Source organism: Sphingomonas melonis, assembly GCF_013409985.1.
Lineage (GTDB): Bacteria > Pseudomonadota > Alphaproteobacteria > Sphingomonadales > Sphingomonadaceae > Sphingomonas > Sphingomonas melonis_A.
On record NZ_JACCBY010000001.1, the window covers coordinates 1,093,034 to 1,119,580 of the forward strand.

General features: G+C 67.3%; 22 protein-coding genes, 1 tRNA gene and 1 riboswitch. Of the genes, 18 read left to right on the top strand and 5 right to left on the bottom strand.

Features of this window, described 5'->3' with window-relative positions:
- Positions 1–13 precede the first annotated feature (13 nt).
- The 7 genes from glmS (at position 14) to HD841_RS05275 (ending at position 11,878) form a co-directional block, all read left to right on the top strand.
- A complete protein-coding gene (glmS, locus tag HD841_RS05245; RefSeq protein ID WP_179507777.1) occupies positions 14–1,837 on the top strand; it encodes a glutamine--fructose-6-phosphate transaminase (isomerizing) in 1,824 nt (607 codons plus the stop codon).
- A 14-nt stretch (positions 1,838–1,851) separates the two neighbouring features.
- Complete coding sequence (locus HD841_RS20975) at positions 1,852–3,030, top strand: FAD-dependent oxidoreductase (protein ID WP_373562956.1); 1,179 nt, start codon at positions 1,852–1,854, stop codon at positions 3,028–3,030.
- A gap of 44 nt (positions 3,031–3,074) precedes the next feature.
- Positions 3,075–3,989: an ROK family protein gene (locus HD841_RS05255; protein WP_179507778.1), complete on the top strand. Its 915-nt coding sequence runs from the start codon at positions 3,075–3,077 to the stop codon at positions 3,987–3,989.
- 49 nt (positions 3,990–4,038) lie between these two features.
- Positions 4,039–5,946, top strand: coding sequence for a putative bifunctional diguanylate cyclase/phosphodiesterase (locus HD841_RS05260; RefSeq protein WP_179507779.1), 1,908 nt, complete (start codon positions 4,039–4,041; stop codon positions 5,944–5,946).
- Complete coding sequence (locus HD841_RS05265; RefSeq protein ID WP_179507780.1) at positions 5,946–7,835, top strand: sensor histidine kinase; 1,890 nt, start codon at positions 5,946–5,948, stop codon at positions 7,833–7,835. Before HD841_RS05260 ends, HD841_RS05265 begins: the two co-directional genes overlap by 1 nt.
- A gap of 130 nt (positions 7,836–7,965) precedes the next feature.
- Positions 7,966–10,527, top strand: coding sequence for a TonB-dependent receptor (locus HD841_RS05270; protein WP_179507781.1), 2,562 nt, complete (start codon positions 7,966–7,968; stop codon positions 10,525–10,527).
- A 148-nt stretch (positions 10,528–10,675) separates the two neighbouring features.
- Positions 10,676–11,878: a histidine-type phosphatase gene (locus HD841_RS05275; protein ID WP_179507782.1), complete on the top strand. Its 1,203-nt coding sequence runs from the start codon at positions 10,676–10,678 to the stop codon at positions 11,876–11,878.
- A gap of 120 nt (positions 11,879–11,998) precedes the next feature.
- Here HD841_RS05275 and HD841_RS05280 read toward each other — a convergent pair whose 3' ends face one another.
- On the bottom strand, positions 11,999–12,292 hold the full coding sequence (locus HD841_RS05280; RefSeq protein ID WP_179507783.1) for a hypothetical protein: 294 nt from the start codon (positions 12,290–12,292) through the stop codon (positions 11,999–12,001).
- A 60-nt stretch (positions 12,293–12,352) separates the two neighbouring features.
- Complete coding sequence (locus HD841_RS05285) at positions 12,353–14,308, bottom strand: beta-N-acetylhexosaminidase family protein (RefSeq protein ID WP_179507784.1); 1,956 nt, start codon at positions 14,306–14,308, stop codon at positions 12,353–12,355.
- A gap of 139 nt (positions 14,309–14,447) precedes the next feature.
- Positions 14,448–14,557: riboswitch (SAM-I-IV-variant riboswitch) on the top strand.
- Between the two features lie 50 nt (positions 14,558–14,607).
- Between HD841_RS05285 and HD841_RS05290 the strand changes: the two genes are divergently transcribed.
- On the top strand, positions 14,608–15,672 hold the full coding sequence (locus HD841_RS05290) for a threonine aldolase family protein (protein ID WP_179507785.1): 1,065 nt from the start codon (positions 14,608–14,610) through the stop codon (positions 15,670–15,672).
- A 362-nt stretch (positions 15,673–16,034) separates the two neighbouring features.
- On the opposite strand, the gene nusG is transcribed toward HD841_RS05290, so the two are convergent.
- From nusG to HD841_RS05305, 3 genes are all read right to left on the bottom strand, one after another.
- Positions 16,035–16,571 carry a transcription termination/antitermination protein NusG gene (gene nusG, locus HD841_RS05295; RefSeq protein ID WP_037534189.1) on the bottom strand — a complete coding sequence of 179 codons (537 nt, stop codon included), beginning with the start codon at positions 16,569–16,571 and terminating at the stop codon, positions 16,035–16,037.
- A gap of 10 nt (positions 16,572–16,581) precedes the next feature.
- The gene (secE, locus tag HD841_RS05300; protein WP_017979500.1) at positions 16,582–16,779 is read right to left on the bottom strand and encodes a preprotein translocase subunit SecE; all 198 of its coding nucleotides are present in this window, start codon (positions 16,777–16,779) and stop codon (positions 16,582–16,584) included.
- A 434-nt stretch (positions 16,780–17,213) separates the two neighbouring features.
- Positions 17,214–17,289 (bottom strand) — tRNA-Trp (locus tag HD841_RS05305).
- A gap of 138 nt (positions 17,290–17,427) precedes the next feature.
- On the opposite strand from HD841_RS05305, the gene HD841_RS05310 reads away from it, so the two are divergent.
- The 10 genes from HD841_RS05310 (at position 17,428) to rplB (ending at position 26,546) form a co-directional block, all read left to right on the top strand.
- Positions 17,428–18,438, top strand: coding sequence for an alpha/beta fold hydrolase (locus HD841_RS05310; protein WP_257015315.1), 1,011 nt, complete (start codon positions 17,428–17,430; stop codon positions 18,436–18,438).
- Positions 18,439–18,676: 238 nt separating this feature from the next.
- Entirely contained in the window at positions 18,677–19,048 is a 372-nt protein-coding gene (gene rpsL / locus HD841_RS05315) for a 30S ribosomal protein S12 (protein ID WP_010185487.1), read from the top strand.
- Positions 19,049–19,108: 60 nt separating this feature from the next.
- On the top strand, positions 19,109–19,579 hold the full coding sequence (rpsG, locus tag HD841_RS05320) for a 30S ribosomal protein S7 (RefSeq protein WP_037534182.1): 471 nt from the start codon (positions 19,109–19,111) through the stop codon (positions 19,577–19,579).
- An 84-nt stretch (positions 19,580–19,663) separates the two neighbouring features.
- The gene (gene fusA, locus HD841_RS05325; RefSeq protein ID WP_179507787.1) at positions 19,664–21,760 is read left to right on the top strand and encodes an elongation factor G; all 2,097 of its coding nucleotides are present in this window, start codon (positions 19,664–19,666) and stop codon (positions 21,758–21,760) included.
- Between the two features lie 179 nt (positions 21,761–21,939).
- The gene (gene tuf, locus HD841_RS05330; protein WP_179507788.1) at positions 21,940–23,133 is read left to right on the top strand and encodes an elongation factor Tu; all 1,194 of its coding nucleotides are present in this window, start codon (positions 21,940–21,942) and stop codon (positions 23,131–23,133) included.
- A 271-nt stretch (positions 23,134–23,404) separates the two neighbouring features.
- Entirely contained in the window at positions 23,405–23,713 is a 309-nt protein-coding gene (gene rpsJ, locus HD841_RS05335) for a 30S ribosomal protein S10 (protein WP_007406109.1), read from the top strand.
- A 304-nt stretch (positions 23,714–24,017) separates the two neighbouring features.
- The gene (rplC, locus tag HD841_RS05340; RefSeq protein ID WP_179507789.1) at positions 24,018–24,767 is read left to right on the top strand and encodes a 50S ribosomal protein L3; all 750 of its coding nucleotides are present in this window, start codon (positions 24,018–24,020) and stop codon (positions 24,765–24,767) included.
- 2 nt (positions 24,768–24,769) lie between these two features.
- Positions 24,770–25,396 carry a 50S ribosomal protein L4 gene (gene rplD, locus HD841_RS05345; protein ID WP_179507790.1) on the top strand — a complete coding sequence of 209 codons (627 nt, stop codon included), beginning with the start codon at positions 24,770–24,772 and terminating at the stop codon, positions 25,394–25,396.
- Complete coding sequence (locus tag HD841_RS05350) at positions 25,389–25,700, top strand: 50S ribosomal protein L23 (RefSeq protein WP_179507791.1); 312 nt, start codon at positions 25,389–25,391, stop codon at positions 25,698–25,700. The genes rplD and HD841_RS05350 overlap by 8 nt, the downstream gene beginning before the upstream one ends.
- A gap of 6 nt (positions 25,701–25,706) precedes the next feature.
- Complete coding sequence (gene rplB, locus HD841_RS05355) at positions 25,707–26,546, top strand: 50S ribosomal protein L2 (RefSeq protein ID WP_037534170.1); 840 nt, start codon at positions 25,707–25,709, stop codon at positions 26,544–26,546.
- Position 26,547 lies beyond the last annotated feature (1 nt).

Below are 26,547 nucleotides of genomic sequence, written 5' to 3' on the forward strand. Positions count from 1 at the left end.
GCAGACCCCGATCATGTGTGGAATCGTTGGAATCGTCGGCGTGGAAGACGTCGCGGATCGCCTGCTCGACGGGCTCAAGCGCCTCGAATACCGCGGCTACGACTCGGCCGGCATCGCCACCGATCATGACGGCGGGATCGAGCGTCGCCGCGCCTCGGGCAAGCTGGTCAACCTCGCCCGCGAACTTTCCGCGCATCCGCTGCCCGGCACCACCGGCATCGCGCACACCCGCTGGGCAACCCACGGCGGCCCAACTACCAACAACGCCCACCCGCATGCGACCGAGGAGGTCGCGGTCGTCCACAACGGCATCATCGAGAATTTCAAGCCGCTGCGCGACGAGCTGATCGCGCGCGGCCGCGTCTTCACCAGCGAGACGGATACCGAGGTCGTCGCGCATCTGATCAGCGAGAAGGTCGAGGCGGGGATCGACCCCGTCGGCGCGGTGCGCGAGGTATTGCCTCGCCTGAACGGCGCCTTCGCGCTCGCCATCCTGTTCCGCAAGCATCCCGAATTGCTGATCGGCGCACGGCTCGGCTCGCCGCTGGTCGTCGGTCATGGCGACGGCGAGACCTATCTCGGCTCCGACGCGCTCGCGCTCGCGCCGCTGACCCAGCGCATCGCCTATCTCGACGAGGGCGACTGGGTCGTCTGCACCAAGGACGGCGCGCAGGTCTACGACCGCGACAACCATCCGGTCGAGCGTGCGGTCACCATCTCCGGCGTGACCGGCGAGCTGATCAGCAAGGGCAATCACCGCCATTACATGCTCAAGGAGATCTACGAGCAGCCGATCGTCGTCGCCCAGACGCTGCGCTCGTATCTCCAGCGGATGGAAGAGCGCGTCACGCTGCCGATCCCCGAGTTCGATCTGTCGAGCATCAAGCGCGTCACCATCGTCGCCTGCGGCACCAGTTTCTATGCCGGCATGGTCGCCAAATATTGGTTCGAGCAATTCGCCCGCGTCCCCGTCGACCTCGATGTCGCATCCGAATTCCGCTATCGCGCGCCGGTGATGGAGCCGGGCGGGCTCGCGCTGTTCATCAGCCAGTCGGGCGAGACCGCCGACACGCTCGCCGCGCTGCGACATGCCCGCTCCGAGGCGCAGACGATCGCGGTGGTCGTCAACGTGCCGACCAGCAGCATGGCGCGCGAGGCCGACCTGTTGCTGCCGACCCATGCCGGGCCGGAGATCGGCGTCGCCAGCACCAAGGCGTTCACCTGCCAGCTCGCGGTGCTCGCCGCGCTCGCCGCCAACCTTGCCCGCGCCAAGGGCAAGCTCAAGCCCGGCGAGGAGCGCGACATCGTCCGCCACCTCGCCGAGGCGCCGGCCGCGCTCAACGGCGCGCTTGCCTATGACGAGGCGATCCAGGCGATGGCCGGCGTCATCGCGGGCGCGCGCGACGTCCTCTATCTCGGCCGCGGCACCGATTATCCGCTGGCTTTGGAAGGGGCGCTCAAGCTCAAGGAGATCAGCTATATCCACGCCGAAGGCTATGCCGCCGGCGAGATGAAGCACGGCCCGATCGCGCTGATCGACGAGAACGTGCCGGTGATCGTCATCGCCCCCTCGGGCCCGCTGTTCGACAAGACGGTGAGCAACATGCAGGAGGTGCAGGCGCGCGGCGGCAAGGTGGTGCTGATCAGCGACTATGACGGCATCCAGGCGGCGGGCGAGAATTGCATCGCGACGATCACGATGCCGAAGGTCCATCCGCTCATCGCGCCGCTCGTCTATGCGGTGCCGGTGCAGCTGCTCGCCTATCACGTCGCTGTCGCCAAGGGCACCGACGTCGACCAGCCGCGCAACCTCGCCAAGTCGGTGACGGTGGAATAAGCGCGCCCCGCGACATCGCAGTCGCCGGCTGCGGGCCGGCGGGGCTCGCCGCGGCGCTGCTGCTGGCGCGCGACGGCCATCGCGTCACCGTCTTCGAGCGCTTCGAGGCGCCGGCGCCGATCGGATCGGGTCTGATGATCCAGCCAACCGGCCTCGCTGTCTTGCGAGGCCTCGGGCTTGCCGAAGCGCTGATCGCCCGAAGTGCACGGATCGCGCGGCTGTTCGGCACAGCGAACGGCCGCATCGTGCTCGACGTCGGCTATGATACGCTCGCGCAGCCGGGTCTGTGTGGCTTCGGCGTGCATCGTGCGACGCTGTTCGCTATCCTGCACGAGGCAGTGGTTGCCGCTGGCATCCCGCTCGAAACCGGACGCGTGATCGTTGGCAGCGAACTCGTGAGCGGCGATCGCCGCCGTCTGACCTTTGCCGATGGCCGCAGCTCGGAAAGGTTCGACCTGATCGTCGATGCGCTCGGCACGCGGACGCCGCTCGCCCCGCCGTGTGGCCGCACGCTCCATTATGGCGCGCTCTGGGCGAGCCTGCGCCGGGTTGAGGGGTTCGCACCCGATGCGCTCGAACAGCGGTATCGCCGCGCCAGCACGATGGCGGGCGTCCTGCCGATCGGTCGCCCGCCCGGTGCCGAGCTGGAGCAAGCCGCGTTTTTCTGGTCGATCCGCGCCGACCGGATCGCGCATTGGCGCGCGGCCGGGCTGGATGCGTGGAAGGACGGCGTGCGGGAGTTATGGCCTGCGACGGCCCCGCTTCTCGACCAGATCGATGATCCCGGGCAGCTCACCTTTGCCCGATATGCGCACCGCACGCTCCCGCGTCCGGCGGAAACGGCGTTGATTCACATCGGTGACGCCTGGCATTCGGCGAGTCCGCAATTGGGTCAGGGCGCCAATATGGCGCTGCTCGATGCGCATGCACTTGCTATCGGGCTACGTGCGGCGGATGTCGGCGCGGCACTGGCGGCGGCGGTGGCGCTGCGGCGGCGCCATGTCCGCCTCTACCAATCGCTGACCGCTCTGTTCACCCCGGTCTACCAGTCTGACAGCCGCGTCCTGCCGTTCGTGCGCGATCGGCTGGTCGGGCCTTTATCAGGTCACTGGCCGGCGAATCGCATCCAGGCGGCGATGGTCAGCGGTCTGATCGGACGGCCCCTTGCGCCACTTGCGCTGACTCTCGCCTAACCCGCCGTTCTCGGCTAACGCCCGCGCCCTAAGGAGAAACGATCGTGGTCAGCGTCCCCCCTCTGGTTGCCGGAATCGAATTGGGTGGGACCAAGATCGTCTGCCTGCTGGCGCGCGGGCCCGATGCGATCGAGGACCGCGTGCAGCTCCCCACCACGCGCCCCGAAGAGACGCTCGCCGCGATCGAGCACGTCCTCGATGGCTGGGGCAAGTTCGATGCGCTCGGCATCGCCAGCTTCGGGCCGATCTCGATCGACCGGCATGCCGCCGATTACGGCCATGTCACCTCGACCCCCAAGCCGCATTGGGCGGGCACCGACGTCGCCAAGCGGCTCGCTGCGCGCTATGAGGTGCCGACCGGATTCCATACCGACGTCGTCGGCGCGGCGCTCGCCGAAGCGCGCTGGGGCGCGGCCGAGGGGCTGCGCGACATCGCCTATGTCACCGTCGGCACCGGCATCGGTGTCGGCCTGGTCGCCGGCGGCGTGCCCGTCGACGGCCTCACCCATAGCGAGTTCGGCCATATCCGCCCCGACCGGCTGCCGGGCGACGACTGGATCGGCATCTGTCCGTTCCACGGCGGCTGCCTCGAGGGCCTCGCCGCCGGCCCGGCGATCGGCGCCCGCGCGGGCAGGAAGGGCGAGGATATCGCCGCCGACGATCCGGTCTGGGAGCCGGTCGCCTATGTCCTGGCCCAGCTCTGCCATACGCTGGTGCTCACCGGCGTGCCGCGGCGGATCGTCATGGGCGGCGGCGTGATGGTCGGCAACGATCATCTCTTCCCGCGGATCCGTGCCGCGATGGTCAAGAGCCTCGCCGGCTATATCGCGCTGCCGGAGATCGGCGAGCCGGCGTTCGTCGTCCCGCCCGCGCTCGGCGGCAATGCCGGCCCGCTCGGCGCGATCGTGCTCGGTGGCCAGGCGCTCGAAAGCCAGCTAAAGTCGTTTACAAGCTTTTAACCGCATTTGGTTACCTCTCCACCGACTGCGAGAGAGGATGTCCGTGCCGATGACTGCCGCACCCGAGCACCTGCCGCGCAAGCGCCTGCTCATCGTCGACGACGAGCCCGCGATGCACGACAGCTATGTGCGCAGCTTCGCCCGCCAGCGCGGTGCGGAGGAGGCGGCGCTCGGCGCGATGGCGGTCGACCTGTTCGGTGCCGATGCCGCGCGCACCGCGGAGGGGGGCGAACCGTTTGACCTCACCCTCTGCCACCAGGGGCAGGACGCCGTCGCCGCGGTGGAGGCGGCGCGGGTGGACGGCACGCCCTATGCGGTCGCGTTCATCGACGTGCGCATGCCGCCGGGGATCGACGGTCGCGAGACCGCGCGGCGCATCCGCGCGATCGATCCCGAGATCAACCTGTGCATCGTCACCGGTTTCTCCGATTTCTCGCCGGTCGAGATCAGCAAGGTCGCCGGCCCCGCCGACAAGATCTTCTATATCGCCAAGCCGTTCGAGGTGGCCGAGATCATCCAGACCGCGACCGCGCTGGCGCATCGGTGGGAGGTCGACCGTGAACTCGCCGCCGCCCGTGCGCAGCTTGCGCAGCAGGTCGTCCAGCTCGAGGAACAGGCCGCCGAACTCGCCGCCAACGAAAGCCGCGCGCTGCATATGGCGACGCACGATTCGCTGACCGATGCGCCCAACCGGCTCGCCTTCCTCCGGGCGCTCGGCGATCGCGCCCGCCGCCCGGGGCTGTTCGCGACCGCGATGTTCGATCTCGACCGGTTCAAGATCGTCAACGACACGCTCGGGCATCTCGCCGGCGATGCGCTGATCCGCGAGGTCTATGCCATCCTCCACGCCCACGCGCCCGATGGCGCGGTCGTCGCGCGGCTCGGCGGCGACGAATTCGGCGTGCTGTTCGATGCGCCCGGCGAGGCGGCGGCGGTCATGGCCTGCGACCGCATCGTCGCCGCCTGCGCCGGCACGCATCAGGTGTTCGGCAATTCGGTGCAGAGCGGCGCCTCCGCCGGCGTCGTCGTGGTCGAGGGCAGCGGCTGCGACCCGATCGACGCGCTGCGCCGCGCCGACCTCGCGCTCAACGATGCCAAGCGCGCCGGCCGCGGCGTCACCCGTCTGTTCGACGAGAGCATGGACGAGGGCATCCGCTTCCGCCGCCGCGTCGAACAGGGGCTGGCCGCCGCGATCGGGCGCGGCGAGCTGAGTCTCGCCTATCAGCCGATCGTCGGCCGCAGTGACCTGGAGGTGATCGGCTTCGAGGCGCTGGTACGCTGGAACACCGAGGAATATGGCCCGATCAGCCCGGCGGTCTTCATCCCGATCGCCGAGGAATCAAACGTCATCCACGACCTTGGCGACTGGATCCTCGACGAGGCGCTGAAGACGGTGCAGCGCTTTCCCGGCCAATATGTCTCGGTCAATTTCTCGCCGCGCCAGTTCCGCCGGCACAATTTCGTCGGCCATGTCATGGAAAGCGTGCAGCGCGCCGGCGTATCGCCTGGCCGGGTCCAGATCGAGATCACCGAGACCGCGATCTTCGACGATGCCGAACGCGCCGCCGACACCCTCTATCGCCTGCGCCAGATGGGCTTCCGCATCGCGCTCGACGATTTCGGCACCGGCTATTCCTCGCTCTACAACATCCGCAAGTTCGCGCTCGACAGCCTCAAGATCGATCGCAGCTTCATCGACGGCATGGGCCGCGAGCGCGAGAGCGCCGCGATCGTCCATTCGATCATCCATCTCGGCCGCGCGCTCGGGCTGGAGGTGATCGCAGAGGGGGTCGAGACCGCGGCACAGGTGCAGGCGTTGCGCCTCGCCGGCACCAGTCATCTGCAGGGTTTCTTCTTCTCGCCGCCGGTCGCCGCGGATGACGCCGTCGATCTGGCCGCGCGGCGGTTCGTCAGCGGCGTAGCGGGCGACCAGACGGGCACCGGGACGCACGGCTGATGCGCGCCCGCGGGCCCGCGCGGCGGCGGTGGCGCGCGCGACCGCGCCGGCCGATGTCGCTCGGCGCCAAGCTGGTGCTGATCCTCACCCTCGTCGGCGTCGTCGGCGCGCTCGGCATCACCGTGCTGCTCGCCGGCATCATCACCCCCAGTTTCGATGCGCTGGAGGCGAAGGCGGTGCGCGGCCATGTCGAGCGGACCCGCGCCGCGCTCGCCGATTATGCCGCCAAGGTCGAGACCGCGGTCCGCGACTATGGCGACTGGACGCAGAGCTACGCCTATATGGCGACGCCGGCTCCCGCGAGGCGCGCGATGGCCGCGTTCGAGCGGGACGGCGTGTCGCCACTGGCGTTGCGCGACCTCGGCGTGGACGGGATCGCTTATGTCGACCTCGCCGGTCAGGTCCGCGTCGCGCGCTGGCGTGATCGCGAGACGGGCCGGCCGCGCGGCGTCATGCAGCGCGCGCTGGCGCAGTTCGCCAACCGCACCGATCTGGCGCGGATCGTCGGCCGCCGCAGTTCCGGCCATGTCTATGCGCGGCTCGGCGCCAGCGTCGCCGCGGTCGGCGTCGCGCAGGTGCGCCGCTCCGACGGCACCGGCATCCCGCGCGGCTATGTGCTGATGGCGCGCACTCTGACCTCGCGTCAGTTGTCCGATCTGGTGCGGCTCGATGCCCGGATCGATCCGGCGCCGATCGGCACCCGCGAGCGCGTCGAGCCGGGCCGCAGCCGGATCGCGATCGCCGTGCCGATCCGCGGCGCCGACGGGGAGGGGATTGCAGCGGCTCGCTTCGCCATCACCCGCGATGCGACGCTGCTCGGCCGGCGCATGCTGCTGTTCGCTGTCGCCGGATCGACGATGCTGTTGCTGATCCTCCTCGTCGTCCTGCGCCGCGTCATCGCGCGGCTGGTGCTGGCGCCGTTGCAGCGGATCGAGCGCCATATGCAGCGGATCCGCGCCTCCGGCACGATCGCCTTGTTCGACGGCGACGGCCGCCGCGACGAATTCGGCTCGCTCGGCCGCAGCCTCAACGCGATGCTGTCACAGCTCAAGGATTTGCGCGAGCAGATCGAGGTGCAGAGCTTCGCGCTCGGCCGCAGCGAGAGCGCGGTCGCGGTGATGCACAACGTCCGCAATGCGCTGACCCCGATCAGCACGATCCTGACCCAGGGCATCGCCCAGCCGCCGCCGATCGACCGCGCCACCATCGACCGCGCCCTCGCCGAGCTGGCGCTCGATTCGCTGCCGCCCGGCCGCCGCGCCAGGCTCGCCGCCTTCGTGTCCGCGGCGCTCGCCGCCGAGATCGCCGGCCGCGAGATGATACGCGGCGAGCTGCGCGTCGGGCGCGAGGCGATGGCGCATGTGCTGGAGATCATCGGCCAGCAGCAGCAGCAGGCGCACGAGCGCCTCCACCTCGAACGCTGCGACCTCAGCGATATCGTCGCGCGCAACGCCGCGATCGCGCGCTATGCCGACGCCGTATCGATCGCCTTCAGCTTCCCCGCCGAGCCGCATTATGCCTTGGCCAATCGCGTGATCCTCAGCCAGGTGATCGGCAACCTCATCGGCAACGCCGCCGAGGCGGTCGCGGCGACCGGCAGCGACAGCGGCAGCATCGGCGTCTCGATCCATCAGGCCGGGGATATCGTCACGGTCCACATCCGTGACGATGGCGAGGGGTTCGATGCCGCCACCGGCGCGACGCTGTTCCAGCGCGGCTTTTCGACCCGTGCACACAAATCGGGCGGGCTCGGCCTGCACTGGTGCGCCAATTCGATGACCGCGATGGGCGGCGCGCTCCGCCTCGAGAGCGAAGGCCGCGGTCGCGGCGCAGTCGCCATCCTGACGCTCCCCGCCGCCACCCGCGACGACATCGCCCACGCGGCATAGACCGCAGGAGACATTTTCTGTTGCACGGCGGCAACGTAACAGAACGGTTACCTCGCTGCCGCGGCTCTGTCATTCGGCCTGCCTAGCCCGCCCGCTCGGGCGCTCCCCGGGAGCGCGAGGGGGATGGGTGATGGAGATTGTTGCACTGATGGCGAGCGCGTCGGCGCTTGCCCTGTTCGCCGTGCCGGCGGCGGCGCAGAACGCCGATGCGGCGGGGGCCACCGCCCCGGCCGAGGTGCAGAGCGACGCGGACATCGTCGTCGTCGGCACCGCGCAGGGCGAGAAGAAGGCAATCGAGACCAAGCGTCGCGCCGACAATTTCGTCGAGGCGCTCTATGCCAATGACGTCGGCAAATTGCCCGACCAGAATGTCGCCGAGGCGGTGCGCCGCCTGCCCGGCCTGTCGGTGGCCAACGACCAGGGCGAGGGCCGCTATGTCATCATCCGCGGCATCAACCCCAATCTCGTCAATGTCGTGCTCAACGGCCTGACGCTGCCAGCGCCCGAACCCGATGGCCGCCAGGTCAAGCTCGACGATATCCCCTCGGCGCTGATCAACTCGATCGTCGTCACCAAGTCGCTGACCGCCGATCACGACGCCAATGCGATCGGCGGCGAGGTCGACATCCGCACGCTGACCGCGTTCGACCGCAACAAGCCGCTCTTCGCCGACGCGCGCCTCCAATATGGTGCCTATCACCTCAATGGCGGCCATCCGTGGGAGGGAGACGCGCAGGTCGGCGGCCTCTTCGGCCCCGATGGCCAGTTCGGCGCGGTGCTCTCGGTCAATTATTCCAAACGACCGATCGAATCGGAGAATTTCCAGGGCTCGACCAAATGGGTCGCCGGCCTGCCCGACCAGCAGGGCCTGCGCGACTATAACCTGACCCGCATCCGCAAGGGCGTGGTGCTCAATCTCGACTGGCGGCCGAGCGATGCGGTGAAGCTGTTCCTGCGCGGCACGCTGTCGCGGTTCGACGACAATGAGACGCGCGACCAGTTCATCATCGACAACCAATCCGCCTTCACCAATCAGACCGCGACCACCGGCACCTTCCGCGGCCGCGGCAGCGTCCGCGTCCGCCGCCGGCAGGAGGTCGACAATACAAAGTCGGTGCAGGGCGGCGGCAGCTTCCTGCTGGGCGGCGCGACGCTCGACCTCGCCGGCGGCTGGACCCGCGCGCAGAAGCGCGATCCGCTGCGCTCGGAGTATAATTTCCGCACCGGCGGCAGCGCGCTGACCGTCAATTACGACGTGTCCGATACGCCCTATATCTTCACGCCCACCGTCCAGCCCAACGCCAACCAGAGCGCCTACGGCCTCAACAGCGTCAATTACGACTATCGCAACGCAGTCGAGACCTTGTGGCAGGGGCGTGCCGACGTCACCGTGCCGCTCGCCTTCGGTAGCGACAGCAGCGTCAAGCTCGGCGCCAAATATCTCGACCGGCACAAGACCAACGCGCGCGACTATCTGACCTACGACCTGACGAAGGGCCGCAGCTTCACACTGGCGAACGTCTCCTATCTCGGCGACACCAGTTTCTACGACGGCGCCTATCCCTATCCGGTGCGCGTCGGCTACGACAGGGCGCAGGCGTTCCTCGCCGCCAATCCCGGCACGCTCACCGCCGATACCGGGAAGAGCCTCGCGAACAGCCTCTCCAACGACTATGACGTGCGCGAGAGCATCGCCGCGGGCTATGCGATGGCGACGCTGCATTTCGGCACGCTGACGCTGGTGCCCGGCGTCCGCGTCGAGAACACCCGCGACCACACCAAGGGCAAGCTGGTCACCGCGGCCTCGGCGCTCAATCAGGATTACAACGCCTTCGGCCGCAAGAGCTATACGGATGTCTTCCCCGGCCTCAACGCCAAATGGGAGGCGGCGGACGGCCTGATCGTCCGCGGCGCGGCGACCACTGCAATCGGCCGCCCCAATTATCCCGACCTGTCGCCCTATGTCGCGGTCGATGAGACGGCCTCGCCGAAGACGGTGACGCTCGGCAACCCCGACCTGAAACCGTATAAGGCGGTCAATCTCGACGGTGCGGTCGAATATTACCTGCCGGGGCAGGGGCTGCTTTCGCTCGGCTATTTCTACAAACATATCGACGCCCCGATCTATACCGGTACGCGCGTCAGCCAGTCGGGCACCTATGCCGGGCAGGCGCTGACCGGGGTCAACGTCGTCCAGCCGCTCAACCTTGATTCGGCGGAGGTGCAGGGTATCGAGGCGAATGCGCAGGTCCGCTTCACCTTCCTCCCCGGCGCGCTCGACGGCTTCGGCTTTGCGGTCAATTACGCGCACATCACCGGTCACGGCCGCGGCACCCTCCCCGGCAAGCCGGCGCGCAGCGGCGACCTGCCGCTGTTCCTGCAATCGAAGGACGTCGGCACCGCGCAGCTCTTCTACGAGAAATACGGCGTCGCGGTCCGTGCCGCCTATTCCTATCGCTCGCCCTATCTCGATACGATCGGCTCCAGCGCGGAGGCCGACCAATATACCGACAAGAACGGCCAGCTCGATCTCAACCTCAGCTACGAGGTGACGCCGCAACTCACCTTCTTCGGTCAGGCGTTAAACCTCACCGACGCGCCGTGGCGCCGCTATATCGGCAGCAAGCCGCAATTGGTCGAGCGCGAACGCTATGGCTACAGCTTCCGCTGGGGGGCGCAGCTGCACTTCTAGGTCAAGCCTCATTCCTCCCCTTGGCGGGGGAGGGGTTTCTCCGAAGCTGGAATGTCGATCCGGCCTGGGATTGGGGAGGTGGTGCGGTTCGGCCCGTTTGGCCCGGCATCAACGGCGGGGGCATAAGCGCCCATACGAGAGGATATCGATGAAACGCCTGCTCATCGCCGCGCTGGTCGCCGGCACCGCCGCACCTGCTGCCGCGCGCGAACCGGCGATCCCCGCCGGGCTGAGGCTCGACCGTATCGTGCTGCTGATGCGCCACGGCGTCCGGCCGCCGACCAAGTCGCCGCCGATGCCCGTCGGCACCGCCACCCAGCCGTGGCCGCAATGGCCGGTCGCGCCCGGTTATCTCACGCCGCACGGTCGCGCCGCGCTCGCGCGTGTCGCCGCTTATGATCGCGCGACCTGGACCGCGGCGGCGCTGCTGCCGCGCACGGGCTGCGCGCGGCTACGCATCGTCGCCGACAGCGACCAGCGCACGATCGAAACCGGGCGTAGCTATGCCGCCGCGCTCGCCCCCGGCTGCCCGGTGACGCTCGAACACAAGCCGCAGGATGTCGCCGATCCGCTGTTCTCGCCGATCGACGAGGGCGCGGTGCCGTTCGATGCCGAACAGGCGCGTGCCGCGGTACGCGCTGCCGCCGGTCCCGACGGTATCGCCGCCGAGGAGCGGCGCCTTGCGCCGTTGCTGGCACGGCTCGACACCATCCTGTGCGGCCGGCCCGTCCCCGGCTGCGGCGTCGCCGGCACGCCGACCGATCTGGCGCCCGCCCGTCCCGGCAAGCGGCCCAAGCTCGTCGGCGCGCTCGACCGCGCGTCGACCGCGGCGCAGATCCTGCTGCTCGAATATGCCGACGGCAAGCCGATGGCCGAAGTCGGCTGGGGGCGCGCCACCGCGGCGGACATCGCGCGCCTGTCCGAACTGCACAGCGTCGAATTCCGCCTGCTCGCGCGCCCGCGCTATGTCGCCAAGGCCAATCTCACCCTGCTCGCGCCGGTGATCGCCGATTCGCTCGACGCGGCGGATGCTGCGGCGGTGACGATGATCTCGGGCCACGACACCAATATCGCGAGTCTCGGCGGACTGCTCGACCTGCACTGGCGCGTCCCCGGACTCGCTGCGGACGATCCCTCGCCGGGCGGCGCGATCGTCTTCGAACGGCTGCGCGATGCGGCCGGTCGCCACTATGTCCGCGCGCTCTATCGCTCGCAGAGCCTCGACCAGATCCGCAGCGCTGCGCCGCTCACCCGGCCCTATGTGGCGGTGCTGCCGATCCCCGGTTGCACGGCACGCGGCGTCGTGGGTCTGTGCACCGCGGCCGATTTCCGTGCGCGGCTGCTGCGTTGACGTTGCAGGCTCGAATGTTCGGAACGTGATCCCGGCCGCGCGCAGGGACATGTCCCGCGCGATACACCCCCGCGTCCTCCCATACCTCTTCGCATCTGAGGCGCGTGAAACGCCGCTGGTTCAGTGCGGCAGCGTGGCGAGAAAGCGCCTCAGCAGCCCGGTTGCGCGCAGCGCCGGCAGATAGGCCGCCGACTCGCACGACGCCCGGCTCCGCTCGATGCGATCGCAGCGCGCGATGCCGCCGCCGGCCGAGCGCGGCAGCGCCCGGTCTAGCCGGCGCCGCTCGGCGGCGGGCAAAGCGTCGCGGAAGGCGTCGAGCCGCTGCAATCGATCGTCGGGCGGCAACGCGGCGAAGCGGGTGGGAAGCGCCGGCACCGCCGACGTCGCAAGCAACAGGGACCACAGAACAGCCATGCCAGCCTCCATGTTCGCTCCCGGACGGTCATCCTAGCACGATCCGGGGCGGCGAACAGGTCAGCCGCCGGCGCCGCCCGCCGGGGCGGTCGCGATCAGCCCCGGCGCAGCGGCGATGAACCGGTCGAGCACGCCGTCGGCGATCTTGATCGGCCCGTCGAAGCGCGTCGCGCCGGGAATCGACGGGATCGCCGCCGCCTCTGCCGCCAGCCGCCGGGCGTCGGCGAAATAGCGCGTCGCCGCACCGCTGCCGCGATTCGCGGCGTCGAGCCCCGCGGCGGTCAGTTGCAGCGCGCGGCCCCAGCGGTGCAGCGCGTCGAGCCACGGCCGCGCCTGTGCGGCGAAGGCGGGATCGACCGTGCCCGAGCGGATGATGTCGGCGGCACCGGCCAGCGCGTCGGCACGCTGCGCCAGATCGGCGATTGCCGTCTGCCGCGCCGCGGTGTCGCCATCGGCGAGCGCCTCGCGGACTCCGTCGAGCAGCGCCTTGAGCTGCGGCGCCTGCGGTTGCCAGGGCTGGCTGCCGAAAGTCGGCGCCATATGCTGCGTGTCGAAGAACAGCAGCAGCGCGGCGGTCGCCTGCGCGTCGCCGCCGGCCAGTTCGCGCGCGGCGGCATGCCAGGTCAGCGTGGCGTCATAGTCCTTGTCGTTCCACGCGAAGGCGGCGACGCCGGTCACCGCGACGCGGCTCGGCGCCTCCTGGTTCATCGGGTTGGACAGGATGCCGGTCAGTTCGGACGACAGCCCCGCCTCCCGCCGGTCATAGGGGGCGAGCAGCAGCCGGCCGGTCGTCTGGGCATAATCGTTGACCGGATAATTGTCCCACAGCAGCGTCTTGCGGCCGAACGCCTTGGTCGCCGCCTTGGCGTCGGGGATCGAGATCGCGGGCGGCACCACGTCGGTGCCGGTCCATTGCACGACGATGCGCGGGTCGAGGTGCTGGCGCAGCGCCGCCTTGTACGGCGTCTCCTTGGCGTCGTAATATTCGGTCGGCACCATGATCAGCGGCCGCGCCTTGGGGTCCTTGGCGGTCAGGTCCTTCTGCACGATGTTGAGCAGTTGCGACTGGGCGACCCCCGCCGCCTGCGCACCCGATGGACCGAAGGCGGCGGTGTCGCGCGCGCAATTCCACTTGGTATATTCGATGTCGTCGAGCGCGACGTAGAAGCTGTCGATGCCGATCGCGCGCAACGCGTCGAACTTGCGCTCCAGCGCCGCGGCGTCGGCGGGATCGGAGAAGCAGACCGTCGGCCCCGGCGAGATCGCATAGACGAAGTCGACGTGGTTGCGCCGCGCCGTCGCCGCCAGCGTACCGAGCGCGGTCAGCGTCTCCGCCGGATAAGGCTCGCGCCAGCGCGCCCGTGCGAACGGATCGTCCTTGGGGCTGTAGACATAGGTGTTCGCCTTGACGCTGGCGAGGAAGGCGAGATGCTTGGTGCGCTCGGCCATCGACCAGGGGGCGCCGTAGAAGCCCTCGATCGTGCCGCGGATCGGCATCGCCGGGTGATCCTGGATGACCAGCGCCGGCAGGATCGGCCGCTGCGCGAGCTGGCGGAAGGTCTGCGCGGCGTGGAACAGGCCGTCGGCGTCATGGCCGGCCAGCGTGATCAGGCTGCCCTTGCCGCGGGCGAGGCTGGCGATGGTATAGCCCTCGGCATGGTCGTCGAGCGTCGTGCCGCTGCGCGCCAGTGCATCGCGGATGACGCCGGCCTCGCCGGTGCCGATCACGACATGGGGGCGGTCCGGCGTCGCCGGCACGGAGCGGGCGCTGGTGATCGTCGTGACGCCGGCGGCACTCAGGCTGCTGCGCACCAGCGCGACCGTCTCGTCCTGCGTCCCGGGGGCGACGACCAGCACCACCGAATCGCCCAGCGGCACCGCGCCGCTGCCGAGCGCGACGGAGGCCGGCGTGGGGAAGATCGCGGGCAGCGTCACCGGCTCGGCCATCGCCGCGGTGCCGAGCCCGGCCAGTGTCGCCGCGGCGAACATGCCGATCGTGCCCCTGCGTCGCGTCATCCTGTGTCTCCGGTATCCAATTGGTATTACGCAGGCTTAGGCAGATGTCCGGACGACGGCAAGCCGCGCGCCGGGGTGTCGTGCCGCGCGCAAGGGTTCGTCACCCTCTTGATCGTATACGCAAGCGCCGCTAAGCGCGGCGCAGCATCAAGAGTCGGGACGACGCCCGACACCAACCTGCTCCCGAGCAAGGTGGTGCCTCCATGACAGTGGAGGGATGTGGCCGGACCGGCAACCAACGGGATCACGCCACATGTCGTTCTGTCTCTGGTGCAGGGAACCGGAACAAGGACAGTGACGTGACTGACGCCCAGCAATTCGCCAGCGACAATTATGCCGGGATCTGCCCCGAAGCGTGGCAGGCGATGGACCTTGCGAATCGCGGATCGGCCAGCGCCTATGGCGACGACGACTGGACGCAGCGCGCGTCCGACGCCTTCCGCGATCTGTTCGAGACCGAATGCGAGGTCTATTTCGCCTTCAACGGCACCGCCGCCAATTCGCTGGCGCTCGCCTCGCTCTGCCAATCCTATCACAGCGTGATCTGCTCGGCGCAGGCGCATGTCGAAACCGACGAATGCGGCGCGCCCGAATTCTTCTCCAACGGCTCGAAGCTGCTCGTCGCGCCGACCGAAAGCGGCAAGCTCGACCCGCAGGCGATCCGCAAGCTGGCGACCGGGCGCGCCGATATCCATTTCCCCAAGCCGCGCGTCGTGACGATCACCCAGCCGACCGAGACGGGGCAGGTCTATACGATCGCCGAGGTCGAGGCGCTGTCCGCGGTCTGCCGCGAACTGGGGCTGCGGTTGCACATGGACGGGGCGCGCTTCGCCCATGCCTGCGCCACGCTCGGCTGCAGCCCGGCGGACATCACCTGGCGCGCCGGCGTCGATGTCTTGTGCTTCGGCGGCACCAAGAACGGCATGGCGGTGGGCGAGGCGGTGCTGTTCTTCTACCCCGCGCTCGCCGAGGATTTCGACTATCGCTGCAAGCAGGCGGGGCAGCTCGCCTCGAAGATGCGCTTCCTGTCGGCGCCCTGGGTGGGCCTGCTGGAGAGCGGCGCCTGGCTCAGCAACGCCCGGCACGGCAACGCCTGCGCCACCCGGCTGGCGGCGGCGGTGGAGGCGCTGCCCGGCGTCGAGCTGATGTTCCCCGTCGAGGCCAATGCCGTCTTCCTGACCGCGCCCGAGACGGTGCTCGACGGCCTGCGCGCGCGCGGCTGGCGCTTCTATACGTTCATCGGCGGCGGCGCGCGGTTCATGTTCGCGTGGGACGCCGATCCGGCGCGCGTCGACCAGCTGATCAGCGATCTGCGCGCCGTGGCGGGAGCATCCGCGGGCACCTATGCCTGCGCGGCGGCTTAGGGGGGATCGATATGCAGGCAAATCCCTCCCCCTGGCGGGCAGGGCTATCGCATATGGCTGCGGTGATGAGGTTCGCTCGGTTTCCTCATGAGATTCGTCACCCCGGACTCAGTCCGGGGTCCACGGGGCCGCAGGAGAACGGTGTCGACTCAAGCCTTTCTCCGCGCCGCAGGGTGGACCCCGGAACACGTCCGGGGTGACGGGGTAAGCTTGGAACACGGCAGGCTGAAATGAACGTCCATATGCGATAGCCCTACCCTGGCGGGGGAGGAATTTGGTTTGTCGCTCCGTCCTCTGACGCACATACGACAAGGGCCGGAGCGTCGCCGCTCCGGCCCTTGCTGTCCCGACGCGGGTCGGCGTTACTTCGAGCGTTCGACCTGCTCGAAGTCGAGCTCGACCGGGGTGGCGCGACCGAAGATCGACACCGACACCTTGACCTTCGACTTGTCGAAATCGAGTTCCTCGACGATGCCGTTGAAGCTCGCGAACGGACCTTCGAGCACCTTGACCGCGTCGCCGATCTCGTAATCGACCTTGACCTTGGTCTTCGGCGCCGCGGCGGCCTCTTCCTTGCTGTTGAGCATGCGCGCGGCCTCGGCCTCGCTGATCGCCTGCGGCTTGCCCATGCTGCCCAGGAAGCCGGTCACCTTGGGCGTGTTCTTGACGAGGTGGTAGACGTCGTCGTTCATGTTGAGCTTGGCTAGGACGTAGCCGGGCATGAACTTGCGCTCGACCGCGATCTTCTTGCCGCGGCGAGCCTCGGTCACCGTCTCGGTCGGCACCTCGATCTGCTCGACGAGCTGCTCTAGGCCGAGCCGCGTCGCCTCCGCCATGATCGCATCGCGGACCTTGCCCTCGAAGCCCGAATAGGCGTGAATGATGTACCAGCGCGCCATTGGAAAACCTTTACTTCGCGAGCTTGAGCAGCGCCTGGACGACCGCGTTGAAGAACGTGTCGACGCCCAGGAAGAACAGCGCGAGGATCGTGGTCATGATGACCACCATCACGCCCGTCATGATCGTCTCGCGCCGGGTCGGCCAGACGACCTTCTTGGTCTCGGCCTGCACCTGACGGATGAATTCGATGGGGGTCGTCTTCGCCACTGTTTTTTCTCAAAACCCGCTGGAATCACGAAAGTCCGTGTCGCTGAAGGCATAAGGCCGCTGCCGCTTCCCTCATGTGGGGAACCGGCGTGGCCCGTCCTCAGCTGTCGGATGGCCTGCGCAGATAGCCGCGCGACCGGATAAAGGCAAGTCCGCGGGGGAGGGCGCCGAAAGGAGGCCCGAAACGCCGATCAATGACCGTAGGTCTTGATCCCGCGCCGGCGCAATTTCTCGCGCTTGCGACGCCGCAAATACACGACCAGTGTCGGTATGCCGATCAATAGCAGAACGCCAATGATGGCATAAACAATCGTCAGTCGTGTAGCCTCATCCATACCTAACTTTATAGCAGGTTAGGCGTCGGCGTCACCGGTATTATGACAAAAAATTCATTGCGCTGGGTCAAGGTCCGGCCGGCGATTCGCGGACAGGACTGGCAGGAGTGCACGGACTCGAACCGTGGGCCCTCGGTTTTGGAGACCGATGCTCTACCAACTGAGCTACACTCCTGCAGTGCGGCGCCCTCTACCGCCTTGCGAAAAAAAGGGCAAGACGATCCTGCACGGCGTCGACCGGCCGAGTGACGGATGGCGACGATCCCCTTATGGGACAGGCGAAAGCAGCGTGGGGAGAGTGAGCGTGGTGAAGATGATGGCAGCGGTGGCGGTACTGGCGCTCGCCGCTGCGCCGGGTGGCGCGATCGCAGCCGATGCGGTGGCCGTGCCCGAGTTGGGGGCGAATCTGGAACGCTTCACCTATCCGTGGCCGGTGCAGACGATGACCTTCGACGTGGTCGGCCAGCCCGCAACGATGGCGTTCATGGATATCGCGCCGCCCCGTCCGAACGGGCGCAGCGTCGTGCTGCTGCACGGCAAGAACTTCTGTGGTGCGACCTGGGAAAGCAGTGCGCGCGCGCTGAGCAATGCGGGCTACCGCGTCCTCATCCCCGACCAGATCGGCTTCTGCAAATCGGCCAAGCCGCGCAGCGCGCAATATAGTTTCGAGATGCTGGCGTCGTTCACGCGCCGGTTGATGGAGTCGCGCGGCATCACGCGCGCCGCGATCGTCGGCCATTCGTTCGGCGGCATGCTCGCGATGCGCCTGGCGATCCTCTACCCCGATTCGGTCGAGCGGCTGGTGCTGGTTAACCCGCTCGGCCTCAAGGACCGGTCGGAAGAGGGGCTGCCCTATGTCGATGTCGACACGCTCTGGGCCGGCGAGCGCAAGGCGAGCTACGCGTCGATCAAGGCCTATCAGCAGCAGAATTACTACCACGGCACGTGGAAGCCGGCCTACGACCGCTGGGTATGGATGCTCGCCGGCATGTATCAGGGGGCGGGACGCGACGCGGTGGCGCTCGCCCAGGCGAAGACCAGCGAGATGATCAAGACGCAGCCGGTCGCGCACGAACTGTACCGCGTGAAGCCGCCGACGACGCTGCTGATCGGCACGCTCGACCGCACCGCCTTCGGCCGCGCGCAGACGCCGCCCAATCTGCGCCAGTTCCTCGAGGCGATCCCCGTCGTCGCCCGGAAGGCGGTGACGCAGATGCCGAACGCCACGTTGGTCCCGCTCGACGGTCTTGGCCATTCGCCGCAGGTCGAGGACCCGGCCCGATTCGAGAAGGCGTTGCTGGGGGCGCTCACCGCAAGGCGCTAGGCGGGTGGCGCGGCGTCGGCGGCGAGGGGCGGGGGCGAGGGCGCCCCGTTGACCCGCGCCCCGACTCTGCGTATAGGCCCGCCCCGTCTGTCGGAGCGATCCGGCGGACATGCTTGAACATTGCTGGATGCAAAGTTGTGGGGCCGGGGTGGTGCATGCGCCGCCATCCGTCCCTTTTTGTATTCCGAAGTGCTGTGATGGCTCCAGCAAAGTAACCCACATACGAGGTGAAGGCTTCATGCCGACGATCAACCAGCTGGTCCGCAAGGGCCGCGACCCGCAGAAGGCCAAGTCGAAGGTCCCTGCGATGGAGCAGAACCCGCAGAAGCGCGGCGTCTGCACCCGCGTCTACACGACGACCCCGAAGAAGCCGAACTCGGCGCTGCGCAAGGTGGCCAAGGTCCGCCTGACCAACAGCCGCGAAGTCATCAGCTACATTCCGGGCGAAGGCCACAACCTTCAGGAGCACTCGGTGGTCCTGATCCGCGGCGGCCGTGTGCGCGATCTTCCCGGCGTTCGCTACCACGTCCTGCGCGGCGTGCTCGATACGCAGGGCGTCAAGGATCGCCGTCAGTCCCGCTCCAAGTACGGCGCCAAGCGTCCGAAGTAAGCCGGTTGGCCCCGTTGCTCGGGGCTCGACCACCAGGCTGAAGTTAGAAAGGTTTTTGAAATGGCACGTCGTCGTCGTCCCGAAAAGCGGGTCATCCTGCCTGATCCCAAGTTCGGGGATGAGGTTCTCTCGAAGTTCATGAATTCGGTCATGCTCGACGGCAAGAAGTCCGTCGCCGAACTGATCGTCTACGGTGCGCTCGAAACCGTCGAAAGCCGCGCCAAGCGCGAGCCGATCGGCGTGTTCCACGACGCGCTCAACAACATCAAGCCGGGCATCGAAGTGCGCTCGCGCCGCGTCGGTGGTGCGACCTACCAGGTTCCCGTCGAGGTCCGTCCGGAGCGCGCCCAGGCGCTGGCCATCCGCTGGCTGATCGCCGCCGCCCGCGCGCGCAGCGAGAACACCATGTCGGCACGCCTGTCGGGCGAGCTGATGGATGCCGCCAACAACCGCGGCAACGCGGTCAAGAAGCGCGAAGACACGCACCGTATGGCCGAAGCCAACCGCGCCTTCAGCCACTACCGCTGGTAAGGCTTGGAAGCCTCGACCTTCTAACCTATATCGTGGGGAGCCGGCGGAAGCTGCGCTCCCCACATCGCTAAGGAAACCACGATCATGGCCCGCAGCCATCCGCTCGATCGCTATCGCAACATCGGCATCATGGCGCACATCGACGCCGGCAAGACGACCACGACCGAGCGCATCCTCTATTACACCGGCAAGTCCTACAAGATCGGCGAAGTGCACGAAGGCACCGCGACGATGGACTGGATGGAGCAGGAGCAGGAGCGCGGGATCACGATCACGTCCGCCGCGACCACGTGCTTCTGGTCGGCCGACGAGGGCAAGGGCGCCGAGCACCGCATCAACATCATCGACACCCCCGGCCACGTCGACTTCACGATCGAAGTCGAGCGTTCGCTGCGCGTGCTCGACGGTGCGGTCGCATGCTTCGACGGCGTCGCCGGCGTCGAGCCGCAGTCGGAAACCGTGTGGCGTCAGGCCGACAAGTACGGCGTGCCGCGCATGTGCTTCGTCAACAAGCTCGACCGCACCGGCGCCGACTTCTATTTCTGCGTGAACTCGATCATCGAGCGTCTCGGCGCGCGTCCGGCCGTCCTGTACCTGCCGATCGGCATGGAAGGCGGCTTCAAGGGCCTCGTCGACCTGGTCAACAACCGCGCGATCATCTGGCTCGAAGAGAGCCTGGGCGCGAAGTTCGAATATCAGGACATCCCTGAGGACATGGCGGAAAAGGCCGCCAAGTACCGCAGCGAGCTGATCGAGATGGCCGTCGAGCAGGACGACGAGCTGATGGAGGCGTATCTCGAGGGCAACGAGCCGTCGGTCGCCGACCTCAAGAAGCTGATCCGCAAGGGTACGCTCAGCATGGCGTTCGTGCCGGTCGTCTGCGGCTCGGCGTTCAAGAACAAGGGCGTGCAGCCGCTGCTCGACGCGGTCGTCGACTATCTGCCGTCGCCGCTCGACGTTCCGGCGATCAAGGGCGTGAAGCTCGACGGCGAGACGCCGGACGAGCGTCCGTCGGACGACACCGCGCCGTTCTCGGCGCTGGCGTTCAAGATCATGAACGATCCGTTCGTCGGCACGCTGACCTTCGCGCGCATCTATTCGGGCAAGCTCGAAGCCGCGTCGCAGGTGACCAACTCGGTCAAGGACAAGAAGGAAAAGGTTGGCCGCATGCTGCTGATGCATGCGAACGACCGCGAGGACATCCAGGTGGCCTATGCCGGCGACATCGTCGCGCTGGCGGGTCTCAAGGATACCACGACCGGTGACACGCTCTGCGCGATCAACGCTCCGATCATCCTTGAGCGGATGGAATTCCCCGAGCCCGTGATCGAGCTGTCGGTGGAGCCGAAGACCAAGGCCGACCAGGAGAAGATGGGCGTCGCGCTCAATCGTCTCGCCCGCGAGGACCCCTCGTTCCGCGTCTCGTCGGACGCCGAATCGGGTCAGACCATCATCAAGGGGATGGGCGAGCTCCACCTCGAGATCCTGGTCGACCGCATGAAGCGCGAGTTCAAGGTCGAGGCGAACGTCGGTGCCCCGCAGGTCGCCTATCGCGAATATCTCGCGAAGAAGGTCGACATCGACTACACCCACAAGAAGCAGTCGGGTGGTTCGGGTCAGTTCGGTCGCGTCAAGCTGACGGTCGTCCCCGGCGAGCGTGGCTCGGGCTTCCAGTTCTTCGACGAGGTCAAGGGCGGCAACATCCCGAAGGAGTATATCCCCTCCGTCGAGAAGGGCATGCGCGAGACCGCCGAGACGGGTTCGCTGATCGGCTTCCCGATCATCGACTTCGAAGTGCATCTGTACGACGGCGCCTACCATGACGTCGACTCGTCGGCGCTGGCGTTCGAAATCTGCGCGCGTGGCGCGATGCGTGAAGCGGCCCAGAAAGCCGGCATCAAGCTGCTCGAGCCGATCATGAAGGTCGAGGTCGTCACCCCCGAGGAATATCTCGGCGACGTCATCGGCGACATGAACAGCCGTCGTGGCCAGATCCAGGGTACCGACAGCCGCGGCAATGCGCAGACGGTCGAGGCGATGGTGCCGCTGGCGAACATGTTCGGCTACGTGAACCAGCTCCGCTCGTTCACCCAGGGCCGCGCGCAGTACAGCATGCAGTTCTCGCACTACGACGAGGTTCCGACCAACGTCGCCGACGAGATCAAGGCGAAGATGGCCTAAGGCGCGCGGGGCCGGGGCAACCTGGTCCCAAGCTGCCGAAAGGCCTGGCACCCGCGCGTAACTCCGGCGAGAGCCGGACTTAGGCTGCGGGCAGGGGCTGGCGTTACCAATCATCTACCGCTAAAGGGCCGCGTTCGCGTGGCCCCGGCGGCACCGAATTCGAATCAGAAGGTAGGAAAATGGCTAAGGCAAAATTCGAGCGGAACAAGCCGCACCTCAACATCGGCACCATCGGCCACGTCGACCATGGCAAGACGTCGCTGACCGCTGCGATCACCAAGGTGCTGGCAGAGACGACCGGCGGCACCGCAGTCGACTTCGCGAACATCGACAAGGCTCCGGAAGAGCGCGAGCGCGGCATCACCATCTCGACCGCGCACGTCGAGTATGAGACGACCAACCGCCACTATGCGCACGTCGATTGCCCGGGCCACGCCGACTATGTGAAGAACATGATCACCGGCGCCGCGCAGATGGACGGCGCGATCCTGGTCGTGTCGGCCACCGACGGCCCGATGCCGCAGACCCGCGAGCACATCCTGCTCGCCCGTCAGGTCGGCGTGCCGGCGATGGTCGTGTTCATGAACAAGGTCGATCTGGTCGACGACGAGGAGATCCTCGAGCTGGTCGAGCTGGAAATCCGCGAGCTGCTCAGCTCGTACGAATTCCCGGGCGACGATATCCCCATCATCAAGGGTTCGGCGACCTGCGCGCTCTCGGGTTCGAACGACAAGTTCGGCAAGGAAGCCGTGCTCGAGCTGATGAAGGCGGTCGACGACTACATCCCGCAGCCGGAGCGTCCGCTCGACAAGCCGTTCATGATGCCGATCGAGGACGTGTTCTCGATCTCGGGTCGTGGTACGGTCGTCACGGGCCGCGTCGAGACCGGCATCGTCAAGGTCGGTGAGGAAGTCGAGATCGTCGGTATCCACCCGACCGTCCGCAAGACCACCGTCACCGGCGTCGAGATGTTCCGCAAGCTGCTCGACCAGGGCCAGGCCGGCGACAACGTCGGTGCGCTGATCCGCGGTGTTGCGCGCGACGAAGTCGAGCGTGGCCAGGTGCTCTGCAAGCCCGGCTCGATCAAGCCGCACACCGACTTCCAGTCGGAAGTGTACGTGCTGTCGAAGGAAGAGGGTGGCCGTCACACGCCGTTCTTCGCCAACTATCGTCCGCAGTTCTACTTCCGCACGACCGACGTGACCGGCACCGTCGAGCTGCCCGAGGGCACCGAGATGGTGATGCCGGGCGACAACATCGCCCTCGGCATCAAGCTGATCGCGCCGATCGCCATGGACGTCGGCCAGCGCTTCACCATCCGTGAGGGCGGTCGTACCGTCGGCGCGGGCGTCGTGAGCGGCATCGACAAGTAAGAGACGGATCGGCGCTGCGGCGCCGGCCCGATCGAGACACAGCGGCCCGGCTCTCCAAAAAAGGAGAGTCGGGCCGTTGCTATTTTATGAGGGCTCCTTTAAGGGCGCTCCTCCAAGTTTTACTGAGTTACGGCTCTTTCTCGTCGTCGCGCTGCACCCGTCAATCGGGCAGGGCGATCTCATCCCGCCGGTCCAGCACCAGCGGCACGAGTCCTCCGCCATCGGGCGGTGGAGACGGCCGGGGTCGTGCTCCTTCGCATCGGTAGGGATCATGGACAGCAATATCCGCATTCGCCTCAAGGCGTTCGATCATCGTGTGCTCGACCAGGCGACCGGCGACATCGCCGACACCGCGCGCCGCACCGGCGCGCTTATCCGCGGCCCGATTCCGCTGCCGACCCGCATCGAGAAGTTCACCGTCAACCGCGGTCCGCACATCGACAAGAAGTCGCGCGAGCAGTTCGAGGTCCGCACCTACAAGCGCATGCTCGACATCGTGCAGCCGACCCCGCAGACGGTGGACGCGCTCATGAAGCTCGACCTCGCTGCAGGCGTTGACGTCGAGATCAAGTTGGCGTAATGGGCCGCATCCCGCGGTCGACGTGAGTCCCGCGGGTTTGCTGTTTTCCGCTCAGGCGGAACGGCCAGTTTGGGACCTCCGCTGTGCGGAGTACCTGACAGACACGAGATACCGCCGGCCGCTTCGGTTGCCGGGCCAGCGTCTCCCGTCATGTTCCCGGCAACGGGGGCGACCAGCCCGGGACGGGGCGACGTACATCTTTCGGGCTGAACCGGACTCTCGACACGGCGAATCGGCCGGGGCGAGGGGCCACACGCACGTACGGGAATGGTCCCGGGCGTGCCTCTGTAAGGAGTGACGGATCATGCGCACTGGCGTGATCGCGAAGAAAATGGGTATGACCCGCCTGTTCCAGGATGACGGCCGCCACGTGCCGGTCACCGTCCTGCAACTCGAAGGCCTCCAGGTCATTGCCCGTCGCGAACAAGATCGTGATGGCTATACCGCCGTCCAGCTCGGTGCTGGCGTCGCCAAAGCCAAGAATGTCGCCAAGCCGCAGCGCGGCCACTTCGGCAAGGCCGAAGTCGAGCCCAAGGCGGTCGTCGCGGAATTCCGCGTCAGCGAGGACAACCTCCTCGACGTCGGTGCGGAAATCTCGGCCGAGCATTTCGTCGCTGGCCAGCTGGTCGATATCCAGGGTCGTACCCAGGGTAAGGGCTTCGCCGGCGGCATGAAGCGCTGGAACTTCGCCGGTCTGCGTGCGACCCACGGCGTGTCGGTCTCGCACCGCTCGCTCGGTTCGACCGGTCAGCGCCAGGATCCGGGCAAGGTCTTCAAGAACAAGAAGATGGCCGGCCACATGGGCGACCGCAACCGCACCCAGCAGAACCTCGAGATCGTCGGCACCGACGCCGAGCGCGGCCTCATCTTCGTCAAGGGCTCGGTCCCTGGCTCGAAGGGCGGCTGGCTGTTCGTCAAGGACGCGGTCAAGGTCAAGGCGCATGCCGACGCTCCCTATCCCGCCAGCCTGAAGCAGGCTGCCAACAGCAACACCGCAGCCGACACGCCCGCAGAGACGAGCGCGCCGGAAGCTACCGACGGCCAGGAGGGCTGAACGTGAAGGTCAAGGTTCAATCCTTCGCCGGCACCGCTGCGGCGGACGTCGAGCTCAACGACGAGGTCTTCGGCCTCGATCCGCGCGCCGACATCCTGCACCGCGTGGTCACCTGGCAGCTCGAGAAGCGTCGCGAGACGGCTCGTGGCACCCGCGAGCGTGCGGACGTCGCCCGTTCGGGCAAGAAGTTCGGTCGCCAGAAGGGCGGCGGTACCGCCCGTCACGGCGATCGCCGCGCGCCCGTCTTCATCGGCGGTGGTAAGGCTCACGGCGCCCGCGTCCGTGACTTCAACCCGTCGCTGAACAAGAAGATTCGCGCCCTCGGTCTGAAGATGGCCCTCTCGAGCCACGCCAAGGCCGGCTCGCTGATCGTCATGGACAGCATCGCGGTCGAGAACAACAAGACCAAGACGCTGGTCGGCGATCTCGCCAAGCTCGGCTTTGGCAAGTCGGCGCTGGTCATCGACGGCGACGCCGTCGAGACGAGCTTCGCGCTGGCCGCAGGCAACCTGCACGGCATCAACGTGCTGCCGTCGGCCGGTGCCAACGTCTATGACATCCTGAAGGCTGACACGCTGGTGCTGACCCGCGCGGCGGTCGAGAAGCTGGAGGCTCGCTTCAATGGCTAAGCAGCAGAAGGCCGTCGACAACCGTCACTATGACGTGATCGTCGCGCCGCACATCACCGAAAAGGCAACCCTGCTCTCCGAGCAGAACGCCGTTGTGTTCAAGGTCGCGAACGACGCGACCAAGCCCGAGATCAAGGCTGCCGTCGAGGCTCTCTTCGACGTCACCGTGACCGGCGTGAACACGATCGTCCAGAAGGGCAAGACCAAGAAGTGGAAGGGTGCTCCGTACCAGCGCTCGGACATGAAGAAGGCCATTGTCACCCTGAAGGACGGCCAGTCCATCGACGTGACGACGGGGATCTAAGGGGTCATGGCACTCAAGCATTACAACCCGACGAGCCCGGCCCGCCGCGGCCTGATCCTCGTCGACAAATCCGCGCTCTACAAGGGCAAGCCGGTCAAGGCGCTTACCGAAGGCAAGCGCAAGACCGGTGGTCGCAACAACAAGGGTCATGTGACCTCGCGCGGCATCGCCGGCGGTCACAAGCAGAAGTATCGCTACGTCGACTTCAAGCGTCGCAAGTGGGACGTCGAAGGCACCGTCGAGCGTCTGGAATATGACCCCAACCGCACCGCGTTCATCGCGCTGGTGAAGTATGCCGACGAAGAGCTGGCCTACATCATCGCGCCGCAGCGGCTGGCGCCGGGCGACAAGGTCCTCGCGGCCAAGAAGACCGACACCAAGCCGGGCAACGCCATGGAGCTGGGCCAGGTGCCCGTCGGCACCATCGTCCACAACGTGGAGATGAAGCCGGGCAAGGGTGGTCAGATCGCCCGTTCGGCCGGCACCTATGTGCAGGTCGTCGGTCGTGACCGCGGCATGGTCATCGTCCGCCTCAACTCGGGCGAGCAGCGCTACATCCGTGGCGAGTGCATGGCGACGGTCGGTGCGGTGTCGAACCCGGACAACCAGAACCAGAACCTCGGCAAGGCCGGGCGTTCGCGCTGGATGGGCAAGCGTCCGCTGACCCGCGGCGTCGCCAAGAACCCGGTCGACCATCCGCACGGCGGTGGTGAAGGCCGGACCTCGGGCGGCCGTCATCCGGTTACGCCTTGGGGCAAGCCGACCAAGGGTGCTCGCACCCGTCACAATAAGTCGACCGACAAGATGATCATCCGGTCGCGTCATTCGACTAAGAGGAAGGGCTAAC

What these genes read in the sequence shown, in the direction of transcription:
- glmS (WP_179507777.1), top strand. Translation starts at nt 14, where the DNA reads ATGTGTGGAATCGTTGGAATCGTCGGCGTGGAAGACGTCGCGGATCGC.
- HD841_RS05260 (WP_179507779.1), top strand. Translation starts at nt 4,039, where the DNA reads ATGACTGCCGCACCCGAGCACCTGCCGCGCAAGCGCCTGCTCATCGTC.
- HD841_RS05265 (WP_179507780.1), top strand. Translation starts at nt 5,946, where the DNA reads ATGCGCGCCCGCGGGCCCGCGCGGCGGCGGTGGCGCGCGCGACCGCGC.
- HD841_RS05270 (WP_179507781.1), top strand. Translation starts at nt 7,966, where the DNA reads ATGGAGATTGTTGCACTGATGGCGAGCGCGTCGGCGCTTGCCCTGTTC.
- HD841_RS05275 (WP_179507782.1), top strand. Translation starts at nt 10,676, where the DNA reads ATGAAACGCCTGCTCATCGCCGCGCTGGTCGCCGGCACCGCCGCACCT.
- HD841_RS05280 (WP_179507783.1), bottom strand. Translation starts at nt 12,292, where the DNA reads ATGGCTGTTCTGTGGTCCCTGTTGCTTGCGACGTCGGCGGTGCCGGCG.
- HD841_RS05285 (WP_179507784.1), bottom strand. Translation starts at nt 14,308, where the DNA reads ATGACGCGACGCAGGGGCACGATCGGCATGTTCGCCGCGGCGACACTG.
- nusG (WP_037534189.1), bottom strand. Translation starts at nt 16,571, where the DNA reads ATGGCGCGCTGGTACATCATTCACGCCTATTCGGGCTTCGAGGGCAAG.
- HD841_RS05310 (WP_257015315.1), top strand. Translation starts at nt 17,428, where the DNA reads ATGATGGCAGCGGTGGCGGTACTGGCGCTCGCCGCTGCGCCGGGTGGC.
- rpsL (WP_010185487.1), top strand. Translation starts at nt 18,677, where the DNA reads ATGCCGACGATCAACCAGCTGGTCCGCAAGGGCCGCGACCCGCAGAAG.
- rpsG (WP_037534182.1), top strand. Translation starts at nt 19,109, where the DNA reads ATGGCACGTCGTCGTCGTCCCGAAAAGCGGGTCATCCTGCCTGATCCC.
- fusA (WP_179507787.1), top strand. Translation starts at nt 19,664, where the DNA reads ATGGCCCGCAGCCATCCGCTCGATCGCTATCGCAACATCGGCATCATG.
- tuf (WP_179507788.1), top strand. Translation starts at nt 21,940, where the DNA reads ATGGCTAAGGCAAAATTCGAGCGGAACAAGCCGCACCTCAACATCGGC.
- rpsJ (WP_007406109.1), top strand. Translation starts at nt 23,405, where the DNA reads ATGGACAGCAATATCCGCATTCGCCTCAAGGCGTTCGATCATCGTGTG.
- rplC (WP_179507789.1), top strand. Translation starts at nt 24,018, where the DNA reads ATGCGCACTGGCGTGATCGCGAAGAAAATGGGTATGACCCGCCTGTTC.
- HD841_RS05350 (WP_179507791.1), top strand. Translation starts at nt 25,389, where the DNA reads ATGGCTAAGCAGCAGAAGGCCGTCGACAACCGTCACTATGACGTGATC.
- rplB (WP_037534170.1), top strand. Translation starts at nt 25,707, where the DNA reads ATGGCACTCAAGCATTACAACCCGACGAGCCCGGCCCGCCGCGGCCTG.